Here is a 19,388-nt window from a genome sequence, read left to right as displayed (position 1 = left end):
TAATAACCTTTTTTTGAAAAAAAGGCCACCCGCTAAGGTAGCCTCACATTGAATCATCTCAGTTCCTGTTCATCACTAGTTGGTCCTTCTATTTTCATCTCTCCGTCTTCAAAATACAATCGGTCGATAGCTGGTCTTCTATCTCCACTAGGGTTTTCCGGATCTGTATGAATGTGATAAACCGCATATAACGTTTCATCATCAAGACCCACTGTCACACTATTGTGTCCCGGACCGGATATCCCGTTTTCCATGTCTTTCGATAAAATCGGGTTCGATTCACTTTTTTCAAATGGCCCTATCGGATTATCTGAAACTGCATACCCAATGGCATAATCAGAACTGGCATAAAAGTTAGCCGAATACATGAGGTAATATAAATCCTCGTGCTTTACAACAAATGGGCCTTCGTTCCACTGAAAGTCGCCGTCCGGGTTTTCCCATGCCTGATCTGGTTCAAGGATAAAGTGTGGTTCTCCCGTAACATGAAGTAAATCCTCTGTCATTTCCTGAACATAAATATGACTGATATGCTTTCCATCTATAATGTTCTCGTGATTGTCTTCTACATAATAAAGATAGGGAGTTCCGTCATCGTCTATAAAAATATGCCCATCGATAAACGATCCAGGACGATCGATAAGGCCGACAGTTGCATCTGTAAATGGACCCGTCGGAGAATCACTGGTTGCAATAGCCATCTTCAGACTGCCCGTATAATCTCTGGCACTGTAAACCATGTAAAATGTCCCGTTATGTTCAATGACTTCAGGTGCCCAAAAGTCATATTGTGCCCATTTTTCTTCGTGGTCTCTATGGTCGTAAGCCATTCCGGCTTCTTCCCAGTCGACTAAATTACGTGACTCCCATACTCTAAAACCTGCATGAGGGACTGAAGTTGCATACATATAATACGTATCCTCAACTTTCAAAACATAAGGATCTCCAATATCAAGCATTTCTCCTACTGGGTTCTGGTACGTGACTTTTTCCTGATTATTTTCCAATTGATCACATCCTCCTAATATAAACAGAGCTAGTGCTAACGAAAAAATGACCTTTTTCATCGTTCGCCTCCTTCATTATGATAGCGAATTAAGTCTTCAAATGCATCTGCAACTCGATTCTTTTTTCTGTTCAACTTTCCATCTTTGCTCTCCAATGAATAAAGACCAAAAGGCAGAAGCTCATCTTCCACTGACTTTCCAGAAGTGCGGTAGCCCCAGTCCACTAAGTCAAAAAATGGGAACCAGGTTAATCCAACTATGGGGATCCCCTCCTCATTCAGTTCTTTACAGGCTTCAAGAATACTATTAAGCCAAGAAATACGCTCTTCTTCACTTCCTCTGAAGCTTGTCTCAGTTATCATAACGGGTTTCTTGTAGCGTTTGAATGCTTCTGCTGCTATTTCTTTAAAGTCTTTACCTGTTCCCATGACATGAGGGAAGACAATATGCCCTTTGGAATCTCTGGAAATGCTGTGAACACTGAACTGAGGATAATAATTTAAGCCAACAATGTCGGGTTCAACAGGATGGCTTAAAAACCATTCCAGTGTTTCAGGTGTTACACCATAGGTAATCATAAAGTCGTAAAGTGGATGCTCACTGTTGATGCATCCCTGCACTAGTTCCCACATAACAAATCGGTTCTCATTCCATAAAACAACTTCGGAGTTCAACCTCTCCTCATGTGTAACATAACGCTTAGTGGCATCGACATGTATAAATACAGCATCTGTCACAACTGATTTAATCGCTTGTTGAGTTAATATAATCCCTTTTGATACTTGTGTCATGATCTGATAGAAACCAGCTAGCCCTTCAAGATAAGGTGGCCAGACAGAATTCAGTCCACTAAATTCTGCCGTGACATATGGTTCATTTAAAGGCGTATAATACTTGATAAATTCACCGTATCTTTCAGCAAATGCCTTTGCAAAACGGGCGACCATCTTTGGGTAGTGTCCATTTGCAAATTCGTTTGTCAACCAATGCGGTGTCCCATAATGAACAAGATCTATAATAGGTGTTAGAGATGGATGACGTTTGAAATAGCCCATTACTTGGTCTGTCCAATCCCAATTGAATTCATCCGGATTTTGTTCAACTTTGTACCAGGGAATCCCGTACCTGATCATACTTGCTCCAGACTCACGAGCAAGATTTAAATCAGCCTCCCAGTTATCGTAATGTTGAGTCAACTCATATTCATCTAGTGCCCGTTCTCCTTTAGCGATTTGAGTAACGAATGTATTTTCTATTCCAACTGCCCATTTAAATTGATCATTTTTCATAGTGACCTCCACTACATTGAATCATTGTCATTAATTGCTTTGATAATACTTGTCTCTACTTTTGGTTCGCGATGATAGGTCAACAACCCATTGATTTCTTGTTCAACATCATAGAGTTGGGTATAACAGAAACCGGCTAGTGCTTCTGATTCATAAACGGCCTCCAGAACGCGTTTATATTCAGAAATAAACGCATCATCGTTATCAACTGAAGAATAGCCCCAGCCATCCTGATCATCTTTTTTATACCCAATTCCTCCAAACTCCGTCAGCAGAATAGGCTCTCCCTGGTGTTCAAAGCCGTCAGCGTATATAGCCCGGTCAGCAGGTTTAGATTGCAATATAGCGTCTTTGGTTTTCAGATCCTGCTTAAATCTGGCGTATTTATCTGTATCGTTCATTTCCCCGTGTCCGTAGTGATGAATGGCGCCAATATCAGATTCTGTCATTTCCCATCCGTCATTTGAGATTACGGGTCTTGTCGTATCTATTGAATGAATCAGATGGTATAAGGCCTGAGTATAATGCTGCTGCTGCCTGTCTCTTCCAATATCATTTATACCCCAGCTTTCATTAAATGGCACCCATGCAACGATTGAAGGATGATTGTAATCTCGTTCCATTACCTCTAGCCATTCATTAGTGATCAAAGGTACCGCTGTCTCATCAAAGTAATGTGCTGAAGCTGATTCACCCCATACGAGGTAGCCTATCTGATCTGCCCAATATAAAAAACGAGGGTCTTCTACTTTCTGGTGTTTTCTACAGCCATTGAAGCCCATTTCTTTTGCTACGGCAATGTCTCTCTTGAGCGCTTCGTCACTTGGTGCTGTCATTAATGATTTCGGCCAGTAGCCCTGATCTAATACCAGTTTCTGATAATAAGGCTTATTATTTAAATATATCTGACCATTTTCAGTATGGACTTTTCGCATACCGAAATAAGACAATACTTTATCGATTATATTTCCCCCATGAATCAGTTTGATTTCAATATCAAAAAGATTAGGATCTTCCGGCGTCCAATGCCAGCCATTGTCGTGATGAGATGTTCTGAATATTGATCCCTGATGTAAATCAAACGTTACATTGTGAGAGGAAGAAGATACCTCAAACCGGCTTTTCAGTACTTGTTCTCCTTTGTATGAAATCATATATTCCAGTTCAACATCACTTAAGTATTGATTGAAAATCGTTTTACAGTTGATCTGTCCTTTATCAATATCTGAAGTAAATCGAAGTGACTGTATATGCTGACTGCTGACTGCTTCGATCCAGACTGTCTGCCATATACCAGTCGAGTTGGTATACCAGATAGAGTTCGGTTCATCCTCCCACGTTTGTTTTCCTCTGGGAATCGACTCTTCTTTTCTGGGATCGAATACGCGTAAAGCGATGGTCGCAGATTCCTCAGTCAAAAACGGAGTGATATTAAATGAAAACGACGTATGTCCTCCTTTGTGTTCACCTACTTTATGACCATTTACAAAGACAGTACTAACATAGTCAACAGCTCCAAAATGTAAAATCAGTTCCTTGTTTTTATACTCTTCTGGAATAGTCACTTTCTTCTGATACCAGACGATTTCATGATTATCCTGATTATTTATACCACTCAATTCTGATTGATACACAAAAGGAACTTGTATAGTTTGATCAGCTATCTGATCGAGTTTGAACCATTCTTCTGACAACCCTTTATTTTCATCGTCAAAAGCAAATTGCCATTCGCCATTAAGATTTGTCCATTTATCTCTAACCATCTGGGGTCTAGGGTATTCTGTTCTATTCATAATGTCTCTCCTCATTCAATTATCTTATTTTAGTCCTGTAGAATTGACTCCTTTAACAAAGTACCGGTTTGCAAATATAAATATCAGCAGAGCTGGTACTGTTGCAATTAAGGTCGATGCCATCATTTTCCCGGGGTTCACAAAATTCGCACCCTGAACGAGATTGGCAATTCCAACAGTTACTGTTCTCATTTCAGCTGAATTCGTAACCAGTAATGGCCAAAGGAAATCATTATAAATCAGTATGAATGTAATGACAGATAAGGTCGCTACCACTGGTTTTATAGAAGGAAAGACCACATGCCTTAATATTTGAAGCTGATTTGCTCCATCAATATAAGCCGCTTCTTCTAAATCCCTCGGGAAATTGCGAAGGAAGCTGTAGATTAAAAAGACACCAAGCGTACTCGCTGCATAAGGAAGTATGAGCGGAGCAAATGTGTCCAGCAGTCCCATATCTCTAAAATTGAAATAACGAGGGAAGACAATAACTATTCCGGGAACGGTCATGGAAGCAACGATAATAAACATGAACAAGCGCTTAGCCGGTAAATTCAGTCTAGCTATGGAATAAGCAGCCAGCGTATTCGTTATGATTACCAGTGCAGTTCCCCCTATACTGATAAAAGCTGTATTAAATAACCATCTCATAATAGGAGCACTGGCCGCATCAACAGTAAAGAGTTCCACAAAGTTTCCAGTCGTCCAGTTTCGAGGCAGTAAACGGGCACTGCTGATAGACTCGGCCATGCCTTTAAACGAGGTGAAAAACATCCAGAACAATGGGAATATAAATATAAGAGAAATAATGGATGCGATGATAACTAATATGACTTTTACTTTTTTTGTCTGTTTCATTATGCATTGTCATCCTTTCTGAATCCGATCAAAAATTGAACCAGTGTAATAAACACCATAATAATTCCCATTAATATAGCCATTGCCGATCCCATTCCGAGATTATTCTGACTAAATATCGTGTTTTGAATAATCATCGTCAATGACATCGTGCTTCTGGCCGGCCCACCTTCAGTAATAAGTAACGTCTGACCATATAAGTTGAATGACGCAATGACGGTTATGATCGTGACAAACACGAATACCCCTTTAATTGATGGAAAAGTGACATTCCAGAATCGCTGCCATGCGTTAGCACCATCAAGAGAAGCCGCTTCGTATAAGCTGTCATCCACTTCATCCAGTGCATTAACGAACAGTATCATGTTATAACCGATTGTCCACCAGACTGTCGCTGCTAGTACAGCTATCCATGCATAGGGCTGATTATTCAGCCATCCAATAGAATCAAGTCCAAATCCCTGCAGTACATTATTGATATACCCGCCATTCCCTGTAAACAACCATTTAAAAATAGCAGATACGGCCGTTACAGAAACGGCATAAGATATGAAGAAAACTGTTCTGAAGAACACTTTTAGTTTTCCAGGAATGTTCTCAATCAGCAATGCCAGCAGTAATGCAAAGACTACTAATGGTACTAAACTGATGACTACAAAGTATAATGTATTCCCCAAGGCATTCATGAACGAATCATGGTACATATTGCCAGGACTTAAAATACGAATATAATTATCCAATCCAACAAATCCACCGTTTCCTCCAGAAACTGTCCAGCTGTGAAAACTGACATAAAGTCCGTAAAGGAATGGGATCATCCAGAAAAGAATAAAAAAGAGTAAAAAGGGTAAAAACATAAGCGATGATACTGTTTTAGAAATTTTCAAGATTTTTCCTCCTAAGAAAAAGGTCTTTCAGTCAGTCCAAGACTTAACTGAAAGACCCACTCTACTTTCTATTGATCAGGCGCTGTATCAGCTATTTCCTGAGCTACACCTGTAGCGTTTTCCAGTTCTTCCATTAATTCTTCACGTGTTAGATTTTCTTCTCGTACAATACGTCCAATGACGGTCTCGTTCATGTATCTGATTTGTTCTCCGAACTGATAGACAGCCGGTGCAGCGACATAATCATCAAACATCTGCTGGTTCTGGTAAGGTAGTGGGTACTCGTCTACATTTTCTTCAATATAATTCATTGTTTCCGTATGAAGCGGAGCTTGTCCAGACGCTGCCCAGTTAGATAAGTTTTCCGGCTGATACAGGAATTCCATAAAGGCTGAGATACCTTCCAGCATCGTTTCATCTTCAACACTTGCTGCTAGACTGATAACATGTGAATTTCCGTATACGGCTACCTGATCACCTAATTGAGGGATGGAGGCAATACCTAGATCATCACCATAGGCATCACTTACAGCCTGATAATACCACGGACCAGTCAATGCCACTGCAGTCTGGTTACCGCCTGAATCGCCTTCAGTATCCTGCATGAAAGCGTGGAACTCGCCATCAATACCCAGCCCTGCCGGTGAAATATTGTCTTCATAAATCATGTTGTGTAAGATCCACAAAGCATCTGCCAGATCCTCTTGAGCGAAATCAAGATAGCGTCCATCTTCAGACAGCAAATCTACATTATTTTGTGCTGCCAATGTTAAAGTATAAAATTCAATCAAACCAGAATCCGGAATACCCATTGCATACATATTTTCATTTTCTGCCTGCAATTCTGCACTTAAAGCTACAAGGTCTTCATATGTCTCCGGTGCTTCTTCTGTTACGTTTTTATTGTAAAAGGTTGTTAACGGGTGAATGTCTAAAGGAATACCGTAATGACCCTCTTCCAGACCAACTAAATCCTCAGCAGCTGGATGAAAATCGTCCATACTCATACCAACATCTTCTAATATCCCATCAATGGGCTGGATTAGTCCATCAGCACTATAGGTTTCCAAATTCACACCATGCATAACGACTAACTCGTAATCACCTGTTCTAAATTGAGTATAATGTTCCGGTTCCTGAAATTCATTAACAAAATACGCCTCTTGCGAATCGTTAAAATTGTCAACGATCTCTTTCATGAATGCTCCGTCCCCACCGGTGAACCCATTTAAGAAACGAATAACGGTCGCATCTGCCGCTTCTTCTGGTACTTCTTCCGGATCCCCAGTTGTATCTGCATCTCCATTTCCACATGCCGCCAATAGTACTGCAGTTGATAAAAGTGTGCCCATTAATAGTTTTTTCATGTTGTTTCCTCCTGATCTTATTAATTAACTAATCAGTTAATTAAATGCCATTTTATATTTGGCTTTCGTTTACAAACTCAGAATATATCTTTTAAATAAACCTTGCAAGCCTTTTCTTTCTTTTATATAATGGATTTACCAAAGAGTACAGGTTAGAGTGAGTTAGTTAGACTGAGAGGTTATTTACTTAACTAAAAGGTTACTAATGGGAGGAATACAATGGAAGTCAGCACAACAACTGAGTCCCTGGCAATTTTTGAGGCATTAGCCAGCGATACACGTTTGAAAATCGTCAATCTGCTTGCTGATCGTGAACGGAACATAAAGGAACTGGCAAATGAACTCTATATGTCAAGCGCTATAGTTACCCGTCATATTAAACAGCTTGAGAAAGCAAATATAATAAAAACTGAACGCATACCAGGGAAAGCCGGAAGTCAGAAAATGTGTTCATTAGCTATAGATCAGCTCTTCATTCGCTTTCCACGGGTATTATATCCCCATTTCGAACAGCATAAAACTAATATCAGAGTGGGCCATTTTACCGATTTTAATGTTGAGCCCACCTGTGGTTTAGCTACTAAAGATCATTATGTGGGGAATTTAGATGATCCCAAACACTTTATGAATGCGGAACGAATGAATGCCGACATGCTGTGGTTCTCAAAAGGATTTGTGGAATACAAATTTCCGAACTTACTATCTGAAACTGAAAAACCGGAACTTCTGGAAATCAGTCTTGAATTATCATCTGAATTTCCTGTATCTAATAATAATTGGCCTTCAGACATCTCTTTTTACCTGAATGATACGCTCATCGGTACATGGACTGTGCCCGGTAATTTTTCGGATGTTCGCGGTCGCATGACCCCTGCCTGGTGGCCCAAAGAGAATAGTCAATATGGTCTGCTGAAAATATTACGCATCAACAAGAATGAAACGTTGATTGATGGTGATTCTATATCTGATGTGACACTTAAGGACATTGATTTCACTCAGCCCTTAATGAAACTGAAAATAGCTGTTGATGATGACGCCAAATATGCTGGTGGATTGACACTATTCGGGAAAAATTTTGGAAATCATAATCAAGATATTATCAGTACAGTTTATTATTCTCAGACTGATGAGAGTATGACTGTCTGAAAAAAATACCATCTCCTAAAAAATACACTCTCACTAGAATATTTTGTGGGAGTGTATTTTTTAGGAGTTTAATGAAACATATAGTTCGCTTGATTTTACATTTAACACTTTAGTACTCGTTACATTTACTATCTTTAGACTATTGAGACTAGTTGCAGACTCTAACACTCTTTAACTAGTCACTATAGTGATTTTGAGGTGAGTTCCTAAATGGATTTTGACAGAAGTAGTCACAAAACTCATTTAGTGACCAGTTAATTAGGATATCGTTAAAGAACTAGTTTCAATACGTCTTTTGGAACCACTTCCTTCAATTTAGTAATATTAACTGGTCTCAATAGCGCTTTAGTGACTAGTTCTTATGTCGATAGCAGTATGAACTAGTCCCATTGAGCCTGGATCGATAGTCCAGGCTCTTCTTAATTCATATTTAATTTTTATACACAAACGCTCAATTAGAATTTAATTTTAAATCTGATAAATCGTAGCTGTCTTCATTAAAGTTCAATTCCTTCCATTTCTTTCATCACAACCAGATTTGAAAACTATCTGTTTATAATCTGCAAACTATTATATACAGATAGTGCTTTGTATATGTAATATCTTAATTAACTTTAAGCGTGAAATCAGTTAATCACTATCCAAATACTGTTTTAATTTGAAACAGTAAAATGTATTTCTGTTTCAAATTAAAACACCCATAAGTTTCAAAAAGAAACGCATGGGTGTTCTAAGATATTGCTATTAAACTTTCTCAGTTTAACATGACGAGCCGGAACCTAAATCATTATCTTGCTCCTTATCAATGATCTGCTGCACTTTTCTGCCTGAGTTTCCTCCCTGGAATGTGTGAGACAAATACTCTTTCGTCAAGAGCTTCATGACTTCCACCCCAATGACTTTTGATCCGAACGTTATGATCTGAGCGTTATTGCTTAACTGCGCACGCTCTGCGGAATAAGGGTCATGGACTTGTGCTGCACGGATGCCTTTAATTTTGTTGGCTGAGATAGCCATTCCGACTCCAGTACCACAAATAAGAATCCCTCTTTCCACTTCTTCGTTTATGACGCCTTCAGCCGTTTTAAAAGCGATCCCGGGGTAATCCACATCATCAGCAGAATAACAGCCGTAGTCTTTTACTTCATGGCCCAGTTCTTCAATATATGTTTTCAATTCTTCTTTAGCGTCAAAAGCATTATGATCCGCACCAATACCGATTAACATGTTTATCATCCTTTTCTTTTATTGTTTAGTTTTGTCGAAACTTCACTTTTCTTATTGAGTTTAGTCGTTTTTTTTAATCTTATTGTCACCTTCGTTTATTTTCCTTCGTAAATACATTATAATGAATATACTAACTGCTACACTTCTCTAGGAGGTCAACCGACATGTTTACTGAAGACAGACACAAAAAAATAATCGAGGTATTAAATGATCAGGGTTCAGTAACGGTCAATGAACTGACTTCCCTGTTAAAGTTCTCTCCTGCCACTATTCGGTCGGACTTGAACTATTTAAATGAAAACAAACAGTTGATTCGAACGCACGGTGGCGCTACAACTATTCAATCTTCCCCATCTAAAGCTAAAATAGAAGAAAATTTCCAGTCTAGAAAGAAAGAGAATCACAAATATAAAGTTGAGATTGCGAAAAAAGCGTTTGATTATATACAAAACGACAGCTGCATCGTTCTTGATGCCAGCTCCACAGCTTATGAGCTCGCTCTTTTAATCAATGACTCCTCTTTACGCTTAATGATCCTGACAAATGGTTTAAATAATGTGAACTTACTGAAGACCAATCCCAACATCACCACAATCATTATAGGCGGAGTCGTCAAAGGTACGTCCAATGCTATAGAGGGTGTGTTAGGCAGCCATATCCTCAAATCAGTCAATATCGATATGGCATTCTTATCTGCTCACGCATTCAGTCTGGCTGACGGCCTGACCGATTTCAACTTATATGAAGTCGAGTTGAAACGTAAAATGGTTGAAGAAGCTAAACAAGTCTATGCTCTGATCGATAGTTCAAAACTGGAAAAAAGTTCAATCGCCTCTTTTGCCTCTTCTAAAGACGTCGATTTGTTCATTACAAATTTAAAGACCATTGACCCTTCTTTAAAACAACAGTATACGGACAGTTCTATACACTTAGTTTAAAAAGATTAGTCGCCGTTATAAAAGAAAAGACAGCTGACTAATGCTGTCTTCTTTTTTTATCTTAAGGTTTAATCATGTCTGATCGTGTGGTTGGCTGTCTGTTCATAATAATTTAAAATATAGGAATGATCTTTATTTCCATTGCCATTCGCTATCTGTCCTCTAAAAATATCCTCTACCATTGAAGTCAATGGCAATGGAACGTTCAGTGCATTAGCAGCATCTTTAATGTTCCTTAAATCTTTGAAATTGGTGGCCATCTTTCCACCTGGTTCAAAGTCCCGGTTTACGATCATCGGAATCTTGGCATCCATGACAGCACTTCCGGCCAGTCCATTGCTGATGGCTTCATACATTTTGTTTAAATCAATGCCTGATTTGCTGGCAAAGATCGCCGCTTCAGACAATGCGCCTAAATGGATACTGACCATAATCTGATTGACTAGTTTGGTTGCTGATCCTGTCCCGACGTCTCCCATGTGTACGACGTTTCCGCCCATTACTTCAAAATAAGGCAAAGCTCTTGAAAAGTCCTGGTCAGTTCCACCTGCCATGATAGCCATCGATCCATCTATTGCTTTAGGTTCTCCACCACTGACCGGTGCATCCACTAACGACACATTCTGTAGGGCCAGTTTTTCTGCAAACAATTTGGTTTCGACCGGTGAAATGGAACTCATGTCGATCACTAAAGATCCCGCCTTCAAGTGACTGGACAATCCTTCTGGTCCAAACAATACATCCATCACGATTTTCCCATGAGGCAGCATCAGGATAATAACCTCACACTTTTCAGTCATTTCTGCATAAGAAGAACTGATGGCTCCTTTTTTACAGACTTCATTTACTGCACGTTCATTGAGATCAGCCACATACAGGGAATAGCCCGCTTTGATTAAATTCAAAGTCATTGGTTTCCCCATGATACCTAACCCGATAAATCCGATTGTATTCATTCATTAGCCTCCATATTAGTCTTCCTGAGTTTTATACGTCCCTGTTGATTAAACAGATTGCATGTAATCCAAAAATGCCTGAATGATCAAATACGCTGAGGTTGCACCAGGATCTTTAGTCCCGATCGACCGTTCACCTAATCGACTGGATCGACCGATACTTGACTGCATTTGTTCAGTCTCTTCCATCCCTTTTTTTCCTGCTTCTACTGCTTCCTTGAATTGCTCTAAAACGTCTGTAGTGTCTGTCGAGTCAGTCAGGCTGTCTCTGAAAGGAATAAGGGTGTCCAGAATCGTCTTGTCGCCAACTTTAGCCCCGCTACGGTGTTCAACGCCATCAACAAAACTGCTCCACAATGTAACGATGTCTTCATCAGATAGCTCTTCCTTGTCGCCGACGCTGTTTCCTGCTTTTAACAAGCCGCTGGCATAAAGTGGCCCAACTGATGAGCCGACTGCATCGAGAAAACTCATGCCGGCACTGGTCAGAATCGGTTTGATTTTCTGTTCATCCTTCAGTTCATCCATTTTCTTGTCAACTGCAGTGAATCCGATCGACATCGTGACGCCATGATCCCCATCCCCCAATTTTCGGTCCAGTTCACTCAGGTAATTCTTTTCTTCTTCAACTTTTTTCGTAACGGCTTTAAGGTATGCATTTATATCATCTGCTTTAAGTTTCAATTGGTCTCCCCCTTATTTTTGTGTAAATGCCGGACAATCAACTGGATGATCGATCAGCTCTTTCAACTCGTCCGTCAGTTTCGTTACAGTGATCGATGCGCCACCCATTTCAAGAGAGGTAATGTAGTCTCCCACATAAGAACGGTAAATTGTAATCCCTTTTTCGCTTAAAATCTGCTCTACTCGTCTGAATAAAATGTACAGATCCATTTGTGGCGTTGATCCCAGTCCGTTCACTAGAACGGCTACTTCTTCATCTACCACATTCAGTTCTTCCATAATACGTGTCATTAGTTCGTCCGCTACTTCGTCGGCCGTACCCAGTGGACTTTTTTAATTCCTGGTTCACCGTGATGTCCCAAGCCCAGTTCCATTTAATCTTCACCCAGCTCGAAACTTGGTTCGCCCGTTTGAGGAAGATAGCACGGTGATAATCCAACACCCATCGAGCGTGTATTGTTGTTTGTCAGTTCAGCAATACGCACGACCCCGTCGATATCATATCCTTTGTCTGCAGCTGCTCCGGCTGTTTTAAACACGAAAAATTCGCCTGCGATCCCTCTGCGTTTTTCTTTTTCTTCAAGTGGAGCTGAAGCCACATCATCCGAAGTTAAGGCAGACTTGACAGTAATCCCTTCCATGTCAGCCAATTCAGCTGCCATTCCAAAGTTCATAACGTCTCCAGCATAATTCCCATACAAATAAACGACTCCAGCACCTTTATCAATGGCTTTTGTCGTTTCCAGTATGGGTGAGGGAGGTGGAGAAGCAAATATATTTCCCACTGCTACGCCATCAGCCATTCCCTCGCCAATATAACCTAAGAATGCAGGCTCATGTCCGGATCCGCCTCCAATCAGAATACCGACTTTCTTATCGATCGTCTCTTTAGTAGATACGATCGACCGTTTATTTTCCAGCACTTTTACTGAATCTTTATGAGCTAAAGCATACCCTTCGATCATTTCTTCAACGACCTGATCAGGATTATTAATTAACTTTTTCATCGAATCACCTCTTCATATAGTTTCGAAATACTTATGTTTGCTTACCAGCTTCAATAATCGGTTTCAATTCTCTATTGACGTAATCACTGATATCTTTAATCACTTTACGCGTTTCTTTCTGAGCCAGTTCTGTTTCTTCTTCCACCATGATCCATCCGTCATAATCTGTATCAACTAATGCCTGAACGCAGCCCTTGAAATCGATATCGCCAGTCCCCATTTTTTTCCACTCTTTAGAATAAGTCGCGTCTTTGAAGTGGACGTGTCTGATGAGTGGACGATATTCCTTGATCAGTTCAACAGCATCGATATCACCAAAGGTTAAATGGCCAACGTCAGGTGTGTAACCCATATCGTCAGGATTCAATCCCTGAAGAAGTCTGTCGTAATCATCCTTGAACCTGAAATAAGATGTTTCATAGGAAATCGGGTGGATAGAGGTTATGATCCCTTTCGCTTTAGCCCGTTTTCCCAGCTTGTTAGCACCTTCTATAATCTCTTTTTGTCTCTGTTCCAGATTATCTCGACTTTCTTCTACTCGAGATGGAACGTTTAAGAGCGCTCCAGGGAAATGCTTTAAGTAATCCATATAGTATTCTGAATCTTTACGCTCGGCATCACTTTCTTCTCCACCTTTAAAGCTCGTCGGTAAAGTCAAGGCAGCCAGTTCCAACCCTCTGTTGTCCAGTTCTTTTTTCAGTTTTTCAGGGTGTTCTCTGTATTTCCCCAGCAAAGCAACTTGAATATCGATTCCTTCAAACCCCGCATTTTGTACGTCATCCATTAACTGGTCGATCACGTCCGCTTCAATATCATAATTGAGCACCCATGTCGATCCCTGGCATCCAAATTTTATGGTCATTCTTCATCCTCCTATACACTCTATTAAAAAAGTAGTGGTAATAAAATCACAATTAAACGGCTTACATTTTATGAAAAAAGCAGTTCTAACAGCCCGTTTATCTTAGCTCTATCATACCGATTATTGAAATCGCTGTCAATACAAACGACAACAAACGACAACAAATAATAATAAAACACATCGACGGTTTTGTTATTATGCAAATAGAGGAAACGTAACCCTTGAAGATCTATCTCCCTAGTTATGGAAGAAGAAAATTATTAAAAGACCAAAACAGTATTACGCTTAGGAATCAGCAGAAGTCCTTTGTGACGAATGATGTCCAGTTAATTAAAAAAAGCCTTCACCAGCGAATCTTTTTACAGATTCTGCGGTAAAGGCTAGCTTTATATTTAAACTAAAGCGGTTTTCTTAATATCTTCAACTGTCTGCGTTCCAGCCAACTGCATGACTCGTTTTAAATCATTCTCAAAATACTCAAAAACGGACGTGACGCCTTTTGCTCCTCCAAGCGCCAGTCCATATAATACTGGCCGGCCTATCGCGACACAGTCCGCTCCCATGGCCAGTGCTTTAAAAATGTGTTCACCCCGTCTTATCCCACTGTCAAATATGATAGGTACGCGTTTTGATACAGCTTCAGAAATCAAAGCCAATGTCTCAAAAGAGCCTGGCGCCCCGTCTAGTTGACGTCCCCCGTGGTTCGACACCCAAATCCCTGCCGCACCAGCATCGATTGCTTTTATAGCATCTTCCGGCGCCTGAATGCCTTTAACAATCACCGGCATGTCGGAATACTCCGCAATAAATCTGACATCGTCTGTATTGATTTTCTGTTTGGATTCCAGATAAATATTATTGAGCGCCCTGTCTTCGATAAAGCCTCTCAAATAACGCGACACAATCGGCATATCAAATGGGAACACAAATTGGTTCAGCTTGTCCTTTTCTCTGTTGCCCATAACAGTCGCATCTGCGGTCAACACAATTGCTGTAGCGCCGTCTGCTTTCGCATCATCAATGATGGCTTTATTCACTTCGTTATCCTTACTCATGTATAGTTGAAACCATTTGGGTGTGTCCCCCATGACTTTAGAGGTTTCTGAAAGCTCAGATCCCGTATAGGTGCTGATAGACAGTATCGTTCCATAATCAGATACGCCTTTAGCAGTTCCCACTTCTCTACTTTCATGAGCGAGACCATGAGCTGCAATAGGCGCCATGATAATCGGCGAGGGGAGTTCACTTCCAAATAGGGTCGTTCGTGTATCAGGGTTTTCGACATCTGCGAGAACACGTGGCAGAATACGTTTTTGGTTAAATGACGTAATATTCTGATCTAAAGTATATTCATCCCCTGCTCCGCCGGCAATGTAGTCAAACCCTCCTTTTGGAATGATCTGACTGGCTTGCTGCTCTAGGTCGTAAACATTAACGATGTCCAGTGACTGGTTTTTTGAAGGTGCAGTGTAAGTTGCCTGATTCTGACTCATATGACAGCTCCTTAATTCTTATTGACTAAGCATTCACTTATTTGTTTTTGTATAATCTAACCATACCCCATAAAATCCCAAAGTTCACAAGATTGACCGCCAGCGAGAAGATAAAGGCAGGAATGTATGAGCCTGTGAAGTCGAATATATACCCTACAAGGGAAATCGATAAAGCCCCACCTAAACTGGTAGCAAAAGCCAGGATCGGATACAGCCTGACAAAATGATAACGACCAAAAAATTCTTTTGTCAGTAACGTGACACTAACTGATGGTATCGAGAATACGGCCCCGTATAATAAAGAGGAGGCGTATAAGGTGCCTTCTGTATGGAAAAAGATGAACAGTAAACTTGCTACAGCAACTAGGAAAATCATACTTAGCGTACTTTTAATGGGCCCGACAAAATCACTGATATAGCCCATTCCAAGCTTGAATCCGATACTGCTGATCATAGCTAAAGACAGCATGGTGGCGCCTACTCCACTGGTCAGATTGACCGTCTGAGCGAATCCAGGGAAATGCTGAGGAACGCCAATGAGCATGGTTTGAAGCAACGTAAAGGCAAACATCAGCCCGAATAACAGCCCACTAACGCCTCTCTGATCTTCCCGTTTAATCGTCCGTCCTTTTTTATTGACTGTTTCTTCGTCTACTTCCACATAACCGTATGGTAAGTAACCAGAATCTCTTGGATCAAGGGTGTACGGAATGACTATAGCTGGAATAGTAAAGGCAATAATCAACAGCCCCATGATCTGGTAAGACTGTTCCCAGCCGATCGTGTCAATTAGATTAGTGAAAATAGGTGAAAATACAGCACCCGTTACACTACTGAAACTCAAAACAATACTCATCACTAACCCGTGCTTTTCTTCGAACCATTCATTTACGACGATTGTCACGGGGACCCACGCCAGTAATCCTGACCCAATTCCTCTGACAATTCCCAGTATATTAAATATAAGGATAGAATTTGCGAATCCCAGTAAGATATTTGAAATACCTGCCAGGAGAACCCCGAACAGGATGACTAATTTAAATGGGTACTTTTTGATCAGAATGCCTGCATATAATGACATAATAGCTTTCATAAATAATGTCAGCGTGTTGTGCATCGCAACTGATCCGCGGTACACACCCAGACTGTCTGCAATTGGCGTGATAAAGACACCATTTGTCATTACCGGAAGCCCAATCGCACTTATCGTAATCCCACACAGAGTCAGCATCACGATCCAGTGTTTCATACTCTTATTCTTCACATTCCTGACTCCTCTCCTTTTGAAATTTTTTATAATACTTCTAGTATACGCTCTTGTCAGGGTGTTTTACAGGTCGGTTTATAAAGATAACGCTTTACTTCAATCAAATTCTTGGTCAGCATAAAATCTGTATTCTAAACTCCCTCAATTTATATTCTTAAAGACTGATTTAGAGGTGCATTTAAACTATTCCTAAAAAAAGAAACATCCGCTAGTTACGCTGATGTTTCTTTACAGACTTGCTCAATAATTTATTTTTCCTGTCAGAAACTATAAACTGTCTCATAATAATCCAAAATTGGAGCAGCCATCTCTCTGGCTTCACCTTCCCACGGGTACATACTGATTGGACCCGGGCTAAATTCCACTTGAGTTACGACATAATTGTCTTTCGTAGGCGCTTCAGTAATATCCTTTGCGATAATATCCAGACCAGCATAGTGTAAACCCGGTATGGACTGGATCGTTCTGAGTGCAATCTCGTGATAATCTGGGTGAACAGCATCTGTGTAATCGATACTGTCTCCTCCGTGAGAAATGTTAGATTCATCCCTCAAGATCACCACTTCCTTATCAGAAGGAATAGCGTCGAGCGACTTGCCTTCTCTAATTAATCGATTAAATACGTCACAGTCCGTTGGAAACAGACATTCTTTGAGGTTTCTATTTTGTTTTCTAACCTCATTTTTCAGTTTGATCAGCTCATGAATTGTATGTCTACCGTCTCCCACTACACTGGCACGTGCTCTTTTGGTAACGGAAGTCATCTCCCATATATTGCTTTTCAATTAAAATATTCTCTTGAGGTTCTGGAACTAAATCAGCTATCTTTGCAAGATGATGCTCCAAAGCCTCGTCTGAATCAATATTAAGGAAGACACCCTCTCCACGCGACAGATTGTTGGGTTTAAAGACGACCGGGTACTCTATCTGTCTGGCAAACTGGATAAAAACTTCTGTCTGATTCAAGCGAATATAGGCAGACTTCGGCACATTGACACCTGATTCAGATACAATCGAACGCGCTACATACTTGTTATCACAGATCTCCTGAATAGCAGCTGACGAAGATGGGCCATTCATATCCTTAAACAACAGGTCGCTGTTTCCTATTGTGATGATCATCGTATCGAACATGAGCCGTCTGACAGGGTACCCTCTTCTCAACGCTTCTTCTTCAAGCAAGACGGATTTAAAGCCTTCTTTCCGTTCATAATCTGCCTGTTTCTGTTGTGCATCATCTATAGAAGCAGGCTCATAATAATTGCTGGACATGAAATGACCCTCCTCATTCAGTATAAGAAGTCTCGAAAATTTTCCTAGTTCTTATTTAATTTTTAGCTATTAAGTGTCTTTTCATAAAAGTCCAATATTGGACCTGCCATATCACGGGGTGGTCCTTCCCATGGGAACATACTTAATGGTCCTGGACTGAACTCGACCTCCGTCACAACATGGTTATCTTCCGTTGGCTCTACCGTGATATCCTCAGCAATCACATCCACTCCTCCGTAATGCAGACCAGGTACGGACTGGATTGCCTGGACAGCAATTTCCTTGAAAGTCGGATGGACTGTTTCGTGAAAATCGATACCGTCTCCTCCACTAGCAATGTTTGATTCATCCCTTACTTCAATATACTCTCCATCGTCTAAAACAGAATCCAGCGTTTTTCCTTGTCTGAACAACCGGCCCAATTTAGCCGGGTCAGTCGGGATTAGAAAGTTCTTTAAGTCTCTATTTTCAAGACGCAGCTTGTTCTTAGCCTCAATCAGCTTCAGGACCGTATGAATCCCGTCTCCAGTGACATTTGACCGTGCACGTTTAGTCGTTGCCAGCACTTCTCCATCAACAACGAAGAACCGGAAATCATCTCCGATAAACTGTTTCTCAATCAGAATTTTCTCCGTTTCGTCTTTAATTAATTTGGATAACTTTTCAAGGTGTGTATGAAGGGAGTCAACACTGTCGATATGAGTAAAAACGCCTTCCCCTCTCGCTAAGTTGTTTGGCTTGATAACAACTGGGAACCCGATCTCTTGGGCAAAGTCCTCTATTTTGTCTTTCTCAGTTAATCTCACATAAGTGGAAGCCGGTACCGTCAATCCATTTGCTTTGAGGAGTGACCGAGCGACATGTTTGTTATCACATATCTCCATATTTGCTGCAGACGAAAGAGGTCCATTCATATCTTTAAACAGACAGTCTTGGGAATTAATCGTAATGATGGCTGTATCGTACGTCAGTCGTCTTGTCTGGTGGCCGCGGCGCAGCGCTTCTTCTTCAAGTAATCGGGATTTTAGCCCTTCGCGTTCTTCTAGTTCAGCTTGTTTTTGTTCAGATCTTGTTAGAGTTGGTTGCTCTTGCGTCATGTAATAAATCCTCCTAATAGAAGTTCTATCCTTATACTATCATATTTTTATAAAACTCTTATTGGAGAAGACTTTACGTCATGAGAAAAAAATTAAGGCATATCAAATTATATGCCTTAAACACGTGCTATAATCTACAGATAATTTTCATGTAAAATATAGAAGTTAATTAGATTATTGAGAAGTTATTTTCTACTAGTTTTGAATACGCAATTATTGCTGATTAGTTTGTACACGG

General features: G+C 40.5%; 19 protein-coding genes. 2 read left to right on the top strand and 17 right to left on the bottom strand.

The annotated features are described in order from the left end of the window. Window positions 1-53 precede the first annotated feature (53 nt). The 6 genes from CLV38_RS06960 to CLV38_RS06935 form a co-directional block, all read right to left on the bottom strand. Window positions 54-1,067: a glycoside hydrolase family 43 protein gene (locus tag CLV38_RS06960; RefSeq protein WP_106193277.1), complete on the bottom strand. Its 1,014-nt coding sequence runs from the start codon at window positions 1,065-1,067 to the stop codon at window positions 54-56. Further along, on the bottom strand, window positions 1,064-2,296 hold the full coding sequence (locus CLV38_RS06955; protein ID WP_106193274.1) for a family 1 glycosylhydrolase: 1,233 nt from the start codon (window positions 2,294-2,296) through the stop codon (window positions 1,064-1,066). The genes CLV38_RS06960 and CLV38_RS06955 overlap by 4 nt, the downstream gene beginning before the upstream one ends. An 11-nt stretch (window positions 2,297-2,307) precedes the next feature. Beyond that, the gene (locus tag CLV38_RS06950; RefSeq protein WP_106193272.1) at window positions 2,308-4,089 is read right to left on the bottom strand and encodes a glycoside hydrolase family 2 protein; all 1,782 of its coding nucleotides are present in this window, start codon (window positions 4,087-4,089) and stop codon (window positions 2,308-2,310) included. A gap of 24 nt (window positions 4,090-4,113) precedes the next feature. Continuing rightward, complete coding sequence (locus tag CLV38_RS06945; RefSeq protein ID WP_106193270.1) at window positions 4,114-4,947, bottom strand: carbohydrate ABC transporter permease; 834 nt, start codon at window positions 4,945-4,947, stop codon at window positions 4,114-4,116. Further along, window positions 4,947-5,834, bottom strand: coding sequence for a carbohydrate ABC transporter permease (locus CLV38_RS06940; RefSeq protein WP_211295433.1), 888 nt, complete (start codon window positions 5,832-5,834; stop codon window positions 4,947-4,949). Before CLV38_RS06940 ends, CLV38_RS06945 begins: the two co-directional genes overlap by 1 nt. Window positions 5,835-5,902: 68 nt before the next feature. Further along, the gene (locus CLV38_RS06935) at window positions 5,903-7,201 is read right to left on the bottom strand and encodes an ABC transporter substrate-binding protein (RefSeq protein ID WP_106193267.1); all 1,299 of its coding nucleotides are present in this window, start codon (window positions 7,199-7,201) and stop codon (window positions 5,903-5,905) included. A gap of 219 nt (window positions 7,202-7,420) precedes the next feature. On the opposite strand from CLV38_RS06935, the gene CLV38_RS06930 reads away from it, so the two are divergent. Next, on the top strand, window positions 7,421-8,347 hold the full coding sequence (locus CLV38_RS06930) for an ArsR/SmtB family transcription factor (RefSeq protein WP_106193264.1): 927 nt from the start codon (window positions 7,421-7,423) through the stop codon (window positions 8,345-8,347). Between the two features lie 759 nt (window positions 8,348-9,106). Here the strand turns inward: CLV38_RS06930 and CLV38_RS06925 are convergent. After that, window positions 9,107-9,574, bottom strand: a complete 468-nt coding sequence (locus CLV38_RS06925) for an RpiB/LacA/LacB family sugar-phosphate isomerase (protein ID WP_106193262.1) — start codon at window positions 9,572-9,574, stop codon at window positions 9,107-9,109. 164 nt (window positions 9,575-9,738) lie between these two features. Between CLV38_RS06925 and CLV38_RS06920 the strand changes: the two genes are divergently transcribed. Continuing rightward, on the top strand, window positions 9,739-10,512 hold the full coding sequence (locus tag CLV38_RS06920) for a DeoR/GlpR family DNA-binding transcription regulator (RefSeq protein WP_106193259.1): 774 nt from the start codon (window positions 9,739-9,741) through the stop codon (window positions 10,510-10,512). A 68-nt stretch (window positions 10,513-10,580) separates the two neighbouring features. Here CLV38_RS06920 and CLV38_RS06915 read toward each other — a convergent pair whose 3' ends face one another. The 10 genes from CLV38_RS06915 to CLV38_RS06875 all read right to left on the bottom strand — a co-directional run bounded on the left by CLV38_RS06915 (window position 10,581) and on the right by CLV38_RS06875 (window position 19,150). After that, window positions 10,581-11,468, bottom strand: a complete 888-nt coding sequence (locus tag CLV38_RS06915; protein ID WP_106193257.1) for an NAD(P)-binding domain-containing protein — start codon at window positions 11,466-11,468, stop codon at window positions 10,581-10,583. A gap of 48 nt (window positions 11,469-11,516) precedes the next feature. Further along, complete coding sequence (gene dhaL / locus CLV38_RS06910; RefSeq protein WP_106193254.1) at window positions 11,517-12,152, bottom strand: dihydroxyacetone kinase subunit DhaL; 636 nt, start codon at window positions 12,150-12,152, stop codon at window positions 11,517-11,519. A 12-nt stretch (window positions 12,153-12,164) separates the two neighbouring features. Further along, the gene (locus tag CLV38_RS14050) at window positions 12,165-12,443 is read right to left on the bottom strand and encodes a dihydroxyacetone kinase subunit DhaK (RefSeq protein WP_281260047.1); all 279 of its coding nucleotides are present in this window, start codon (window positions 12,441-12,443) and stop codon (window positions 12,165-12,167) included. Between the two features lie 83 nt (window positions 12,444-12,526). Then, window positions 12,527-13,159, bottom strand: coding sequence for a dihydroxyacetone kinase subunit DhaK (locus CLV38_RS14045; RefSeq protein WP_281260046.1), 633 nt, complete (start codon window positions 13,157-13,159; stop codon window positions 12,527-12,529). Between the two features lie 31 nt (window positions 13,160-13,190). Beyond that, complete coding sequence (locus CLV38_RS06900) at window positions 13,191-14,021, bottom strand: sugar phosphate isomerase/epimerase family protein (RefSeq protein WP_106193252.1); 831 nt, start codon at window positions 14,019-14,021, stop codon at window positions 13,191-13,193. Between the two features lie 392 nt (window positions 14,022-14,413). Further along, window positions 14,414-15,514 carry a lactate oxidase gene (locus CLV38_RS06895; RefSeq protein ID WP_106193249.1) on the bottom strand — a complete coding sequence of 367 codons (1,101 nt, stop codon included), beginning with the start codon at window positions 15,512-15,514 and terminating at the stop codon, window positions 14,414-14,416. A gap of 37 nt (window positions 15,515-15,551) precedes the next feature. Further along, the gene (locus CLV38_RS06890) at window positions 15,552-16,778 is read right to left on the bottom strand and encodes an MFS transporter (RefSeq protein ID WP_106193246.1); all 1,227 of its coding nucleotides are present in this window, start codon (window positions 16,776-16,778) and stop codon (window positions 15,552-15,554) included. Between the two features lie 263 nt (window positions 16,779-17,041). After that, window positions 17,042-17,509 (bottom strand): hypothetical protein, encoded by a 468-nt coding sequence (locus CLV38_RS06885; protein WP_106193244.1) that lies wholly within the window; start codon window positions 17,507-17,509, stop codon window positions 17,042-17,044. After that, a complete protein-coding gene (locus CLV38_RS06880; protein ID WP_106193242.1) occupies window positions 17,496-18,053 on the bottom strand; it encodes an ATP-grasp domain-containing protein in 558 nt (185 codons plus the stop codon). Before CLV38_RS06880 ends, CLV38_RS06885 begins: the two co-directional genes overlap by 14 nt. Window positions 18,054-18,115: 62 nt before the next feature. Further along, entirely contained in the window at window positions 18,116-19,150 is a 1,035-nt protein-coding gene (locus tag CLV38_RS06875; protein ID WP_106193240.1) for a hypothetical protein, read from the bottom strand. Window positions 19,151-19,388: the final 238 nt, after the last annotated feature.

The sequence above is a fragment of the Alkalibacterium olivapovliticus genome, assembly GCF_003003275.1.
Taxonomy (GTDB): domain Bacteria; phylum Bacillota; class Bacilli; order Lactobacillales; family Carnobacteriaceae_A; genus Alkalibacterium; species Alkalibacterium olivapovliticum.
The sequence above is the reverse complement of the archived record's forward strand: the minus strand, read 5'-3'. Positions and strand labels throughout refer to the sequence as shown.